Raw genomic sequence first — 4,590 nt, forward strand, 5'->3', positions numbered from 1 at the left:
CATTCCATTTGGGTTGTGCTACTCTTACCTTACGACGAGGAAGAATGAGGGGGTTCTGCAGTGGCTCAATATGGGATCATTCGGATGCAAAAGATGAAACAGGATGCCATTGGTGGCATCCAAAAACATAATCAACGGCAAGGGAAAGAATCGAAGAATAAGGACATTGACCTGGAGAAAAGTCATCTGAATTATGACTTAGTGAACCAGGAGAATATCAGCTATGCGAAAACGATCAGAAGGATGACGGATGAAAGGGTCAGCCGAAAAGTAAGAGCAGATGCTGTATTAGTGTCGGAGTTTTTTGTTTCTGCGAGTCCAGAGTACATGAAAGGCCTAAGTGATCAGGAGCAAAAAGAATACTTTGAGACGGCATTTAATCATTTGAAGGACAAGTATGGGGAGCAGAACGTTCTTTACGCTACGGTACATAAAGATGAAGCCACTCCTCATATGCACCTGGGTATTGTTCCGATTACTGAAGATGGACGACTTTCTGCTAAAGATTATTTTCATGGAAAAACCAAAATACGAGCCATTCAAGATGACTTCCATAAACATATGACTACTCATGGTTTTGAGATTGATCGTGGGGATCCGAGTGAGAAAAAGCATAAAGATGTTCATCAGTTTAAATTGGACGAGAGGAAAAAAGAATTGGAGCAGTTGTCTGTTCAAATTCAAGATCATGAAGCACGTTTGTCTATGTATAAAAAGGTTGCGAACATCTATGACCCCACAACTATTAAAACGGAAGAGGTTCGGGAAGAACTTCCTGTTACTTCTCCAGAAACATCTACGCTCTTTTTGCAGAAGGGGAAGGTATCCATTGACAAGGATGATTTGGAGGACTTAATTAGTCTCTCAAACACCTTTAGAGAGCAACTGTACCAAGAGAAACTGAAGAGTGAGAACTTAGAGAAAAATCTTCGTTTGAAAACTGATGAATTCAAACAAATGGCGGAGGATTTCAAACGAACGCAGCAGCGTTTATCTGTCTTTATATCAGATAAAGAAGCTGAAGTGGAAAAGACTCGTAAAGCAATGAGGGCTAAGGTAATCCTTGATTACCGCGAAGAATTGAAAGTGGAATTGAAGCATGAGATAAAGGGAGAATTTAAAGGCGAGATTCGAGAGCTAAAAAAAGAAATTAAGAAGCAAGATTCTGTACTGGAGCAAGCGAAAAACCACATTCTTAAGCTAAATGAAAAAGCCGAATATCAGATGAAGAATTCTGTTTCCAAAGATAAATTTTATGAAGTGGATACTTCGAGGGCTTCTTTGCTGAAAGAGAACAATTCTTTGAAAAAGCAGAATCATGACCTTCAGACTTGGAAAGATCGAATGGTAGATTGGGGGCATAGGGTATTGACTAAATTACCACGTGTGGCCGAGTCATTCTTTAGAAATGCTGGAATGCACAAGGAGGCAGCTCGTTTCAGACATGATGAAAGAGAAAGGTGAGTTGTGTCCTTGAAATGAACACAACTGCTGTCATATAAGGATACATCCTAGTAGACAGGTAAAATATGCTAGAATAAAAGACAAAAGAAAAACCGCCCATGCTTTGGACGGCAGGCGGTTCTTCAAATCTTGAAAGGAATAAGCCTTTATAGGGATTAATCCTTTAACACTGTTAAAGTTATTTTAGCATACAGAGGCTTATTCCTTCCACATAGGAGGAATATAAGATGCGAAAAGATAATATTTTGAACTTTGGTCAGGCAGAGAAGAAAGCAAGAGAAAGAGATTTTGACAACAAAAAAGAAAAATTCAAAGAAGATCATTACGGTGTTAGTGAAGAACAGTTTCAAAAGTCAATGGAAACGATAAGTAAGGCCACTGGTGGTAAAGAAATAGGTGTTTATACTAAACGTTCCAAACAATCGAGAGTGAGGTTCGCACAATTGATTCAAGATAATTGGGATTACGCTCTAGAAAATGATTTCTTTACTGATGAAGAAATGCTCTTCTTGTTACGTGTGCAACGTTTTTTACAGTTCAAAAGCAACTGCCTTGTTGATGACATCCATTCCAGGAGTGCGGTTCCTATGACACAAAAACAGGTTGCGGAACGTCTTGGGACAAGTTCTCCTAAGGTAAGTAGGATTGTGAATGGTCTTGTTGATAAGGGTGTTATAGTCAAAGCGAATGGTCATAAAGCAGAAGGTGTAAAAGCACGTACATATGCTTTATTTATTAACCCCAATATTATATATAGTGGTGATCGTGATAAGGTTGAGACAACTTTACAAGCATTATTTACTAATGCTAAGCCTCTATTCAAAAAATTTCCAGTAGCCCTATTCTAAGGGCTACTTTTCTTTATTTTTAATAGTTATCTAATCCGGTAACTAAAGTTATCTAATCCGATAACTATTAAAACCCACTAAAACCCTTGATATAATAACCTTTTTAAACAAAATACCCATTAACTTGCTCTCACTCTCTATATAAGGGCTTTTCTCCAAGCAAGGTCCAGGTAGTAATTTTTGAAAAGTACATTCAAAAATTCTCCACCTTTTCCCCCTTGCTCTCCGAAATTTTGGCGGTGCTGGTATTTCGCCAAGCCGAACATACCCAAAACGAGGACAATGGGGATTCGGCTTGCTCTTGCAATTGTACCGCCAAAAACTCTAGAATCTACCGAGCCAAAAGAAGATTCTTATTCATCATTGAAGACTACGCTGAAAACCTTGGGGGCTAGCCCCCAAACCCCCAACCAGCACTCACACCCCAAAACAAGGGGATAAAGAAAGATCTATTTAATCAGCGAAACTAATTAAATATGATTAGAAGCTGACTGTGTACATTTAGACACATAAGAAAATACAAAAAAGCCCCAAAAATCACTTTAGTTTTGGGGCTTTTTTTGCGGGAAATATTTAATTAGTTCGCTGAACATCGCTTTTATTTTCATCTTTCCAAGAGTAAAGAATTTGATCTCCATTTTTCATATTAATGGCTACATCATAATTAAGAGGGTATACACCAGCTTTAGCTTTTAAAACAGTAATATCTTCAATATCTTCTCTTGAGATATTATCTTCTCCACTAGTGATTTCCCACATAACTGCTGTTAAAAGTTCTTCCCTGTTCTCAATTTCTTCTTTAGAGTATTTTTGAAAAAATTGGAACCCTGAAAAACCTGACATGAAAATTAAAAGAACACTTAAGATCATAATAGTTGTTTTATAATTCCTTTCTTTTTTCATATTTTCCTCCCCTAAACAAAAAAATTATCTGATTTTTTGTATTTTATTTCCAAATAAGAGTTTTAATGGTATCATTTATGTCGCATTATATCATAAATTGGGGGATGAAGAATGAAGAATTTCTTTTCAAAAACTGCGATAGGATTAATGTTTTTATTATTCGTAGGAGTATTATTTGGTTTAAATACTGTTAGCGCTGAAGAATCTGAGAACATTGAATCAGATGGTTACAGCAATGAAGAAATCTTAAACATGACGGTTGAGCAACTTGAAGAACTAGGATTGAAAAATATTCTAGAAGAGAATCAAAAGCAAGAAGATAATGACATAGTTTCTGCAGCTGCTTTTTCTCACAAAGGTGGAGATATTCTAGTAACTAAAAATACTCAGTGTAAAAGTTCAAGTAAATGTACAGGTATTACTGGACATTCAGGAATAGTTCTCAATAATGGGAAAGTATTACATATACAAGGGCCTGGATATAAAGCGAACATTATTTCAACTAGTACTTGGTATTCTCGATATAAATCTACGAAAGTAGTTCGTCCTAAATCTTCAACTGAAGGAAAAAAAGCTGCTACTTGGGCTTATAATTTCTATGTTAAAGGTGCCGGAAAAAACTACTCCTATGATGTAAGGACGACATTGAACGGATCTGGTAAAACATATTGTTCTAAACTAGTTTGGCAGGCTTATAAAAATGGTGCAGGTAAAAATTTAGGTGGATACACTCCAGGTCTGCGAACTCCGTATGATTTTCTTAATTACACATGGTGGAATGGACATAAAGTTGTGCGAACAGTAGGTTGGTAAAGAGATATAATTTAGTGAATTCGATTAAATGACAGAAGAGAGATAGAATAAAGAAGTCATAGCATAGCTTCCAAATGGAAGTAGCCCTTACCCATTTAGCCGATAGGAGGGCTATGACAGCCATAGAAAGCCCCTGAGAGCATTTTTTGATGTTCTCAGGGGCTTTCTTTCATGTGATTACATAAAATCGCCAGGACGGCTCTCTAGGCGTGTGTCAACGGTACCGGACCGAAGGGAGGATAAGGAGTTGATGCACCAGATGCACCCGAACCCTCTTGGCATTGACGAAAATTCATTTTTCGTCCTGCCTACCGGCTAGGGAGCCCCTCAAGGATTGAGGGGTTGGGGAGTTCGAATGGGGAAGTTTTTGGGGTTGCCTTTTTCCAAAAAGGCAAGGTCTTAAATCTCTTTGATTTTGAACTTTGGAAAGAAACGGCAGCTGCGATTTTAGGAGTAGCTGCCGTTTCTTTCCTCGCCGAAGGCGACTGTTCTTGATCTTAGCCTCGCAGAGCACACGTTCCAATTTTTAAATTGGTGTAGTGTGTTACACCAAATGTCTGTG

4 protein-coding genes are annotated in these 4,590 nt (G+C 37.8%); 3 read left to right on the forward strand and 1 reads right to left on the reverse strand.

Annotated features, from left to right (window positions below):
* The first annotated feature begins 60 nt into the window (after positions 1–60).
* Both mobV and QRD89_RS00010 read left to right on the forward strand, forming a co-directional pair.
* Entirely contained in the window at positions 61–1,464 is a 1,404-nt protein-coding gene (gene mobV, locus QRD89_RS00005; RefSeq protein WP_286095151.1) for a MobV family relaxase, read from the forward strand.
* A 227-nt stretch (positions 1,465–1,691) separates the two neighbouring features.
* Positions 1,692–2,312, forward strand: coding sequence for a MarR family transcriptional regulator (locus tag QRD89_RS00010; protein ID WP_286095153.1), 621 nt, complete (start codon positions 1,692–1,694; stop codon positions 2,310–2,312).
* A gap of 573 nt (positions 2,313–2,885) precedes the next feature.
* On the opposite strand, the gene QRD89_RS00015 is transcribed toward QRD89_RS00010, so the two are convergent.
* Positions 2,886–3,215, reverse strand: a complete 330-nt coding sequence (locus QRD89_RS00015) for a hypothetical protein (RefSeq protein ID WP_286095149.1) — start codon at positions 3,213–3,215, stop codon at positions 2,886–2,888.
* Between the two features lie 111 nt (positions 3,216–3,326).
* Between QRD89_RS00015 and QRD89_RS00020 the strand changes: the two genes are divergently transcribed.
* Positions 3,327–4,028 (forward strand): YiiX/YebB-like N1pC/P60 family cysteine hydrolase, encoded by a 702-nt coding sequence (locus tag QRD89_RS00020; protein WP_286095150.1) that lies wholly within the window; start codon positions 3,327–3,329, stop codon positions 4,026–4,028.
* Positions 4,029–4,590 lie beyond the last annotated feature (562 nt).

Source organism: Halobacillus sp. ACCC02827 (genome assembly GCF_030291935.1).
Lineage (GTDB): Bacteria > Bacillota > Bacilli > Bacillales > Halobacillaceae > Halobacillus.